The 1,703-nt window shown below is 48.4% G+C and carries 2 protein-coding genes and 1 pseudogene; all 3 read right to left on the bottom strand.

All coding sequences use genetic code 11. The features are described 5' to 3' along the window. Positions 1-227 (bottom strand): precorrin-6A/cobalt-precorrin-6A reductase (locus A3729_RS18475; protein ID WP_197475913.1); only part of this gene is annotated, 227 nt, incomplete at its 3' end. After that, entirely contained in the window at positions 224-1,357 is a 1,134-nt protein-coding gene (locus A3729_RS18470) for a cobalt-precorrin-5B (C(1))-methyltransferase (protein ID WP_068553736.1), read from the bottom strand. The genes A3729_RS18475 and A3729_RS18470, both read right to left, overlap by 4 nt. A gap of 5 nt (positions 1,358-1,362) precedes the next feature. Next, positions 1,363-1,703, bottom strand: a pseudogene (locus A3729_RS33225) (hypothetical protein); the annotation flags it as partial.

Below are 1,703 nucleotides of genomic sequence, written 5' to 3'. Positions count from 1 at the left end.
GTCATATCCAACACAGCACCGATGCCTTCCGATCTAATATATGCCTTTAAACCACCGAACTGTGTAAAGCCTCCGGAAATGACTTCGCAGGGTACGTCGGGTTGTCGAACCAAGCCTGCCACGCTATAAATAAGCGAATGATCGTTAGTATTAAACAAACCCTTTTCATAGGCGCGCTTCGTAAAAACTCGCGCATCTGCCGTTCCGCCCAGCAAGAGTATCTTCATGGGCTTTCCTCAGAGGCAAAACCAATAAATTGGCCTTGTCGATCAACAGAATACACCTCCAAGGTGACTGTATTATCAGGCAGTGTTCTCAATACGCGACGCGCTTCGTTAAGTGCTGCTTTACATAATTCATCGCCAATCAGTATCCCGGCATCGCGACAAATCTGAAATACCTGCATACTTGTATTCGCTTCTTGGATTTTATCGAGCACGCTTTGGTCTGCCTTCTGCGCTTTCGCGATTCGAGCAAGCTGCTCAAAATCAATGGACGAAGAACGGCTATTTAAATCCATGTGGCCATTTGCCAGCTTGCTTATTTTTCCGAACCCACCACAAATAGAGACTTTTTTGATGGGCGATGTTGAGGTGGGTACTTTTCGCAAGTGCTTTAGCAGCGCACCCACAAAATCACCCATTTCAATCAACCCCATATCGTTGAGTTCATATCGCGTCTTAATCGCTTCTTCGCTGGTGCTGCCTGTGGTAGCCGCAATGTGCGTGATACCATTTGCAGCCGCTACATCTACACCTTGATGGATAGATGCAATATAGGCGGCGCAAGAATACGGCCTAACTATTCCGGTGGTTCCCAAAATAGATAAACCACCCATAATACCGAGCCTCGGGTTCATGGTTTTAAGTGCGATTTCTTCACCGTTTTCAACGCCGACAGCAACCTTAAAACCACCAGAATATTGGTATACCTTGGCCGCATTCAATAAATGTGACTGCATCATTTCTCGCGGTACGGGATTGATCGCAGGTTCGCCGACCTTAAGCACCAAACCTTCTCGTGTAACCGTTCCCACGCCTTGCGCTGAGATAAATTGCACGCCTTGTTTTTCCTCTAAGTACAGCTCTACAAATACCAGCGCCCCATGAGTCGCGTCAGGGTCATCTCCTGCATCTTTAATGGTAGCGGTGCGTACACTCTTTTCAGGTTCAAGTGACTCGTACCCTTCGATTTTCAAAGAGACGACTTTACCTTTCGGCAAAGTGATCTCAACCTCATCGGGATGTTTGTTCGCCAATAAGGCTTGGGCAGCAGCAACACAGCACGCCGTCGCGCAAGAGCCGGTTGTTAAGCCGCTGCGCAAAGGTTTTGCTTGTTCACTGCTCTCTGGCCACATAGTGCTTACCTAGCCTGCTCATTATTGCTGAGCATATTGTAACTAAGCGCATTTTCAGTGCGGTTAACAGCTTCTGTTGTAGCCGAAAATGTCGTCACGCCCAAAAACAACGCTGCGATGGCTTCTGCATTAGAAGGGAAAAATAAGTGTAGATACGTAGCCGTCAAACTACCCTCGCGATAGATTGCTTCACCCGGCGCCGAATGCCTTTGTCTTTTACCGTAGCCAATAGGTTCTGGCGTATTTGCACTTCGAGAACGATGATGCGCATGCGCTCTTACATCACCTTCAGGCAAAGCGGCGGTCTGCATCCCCTGGCAACCGCGCTTTCCGCGCATGGCCCCAT

The sequence above is a fragment of the Oleiphilus sp. HI0043 genome (genome assembly GCF_001634935.1).
The sequence above is the reverse complement of the archived record's forward strand: the minus strand, read 5'-3'. Positions and strand labels throughout refer to the sequence as shown.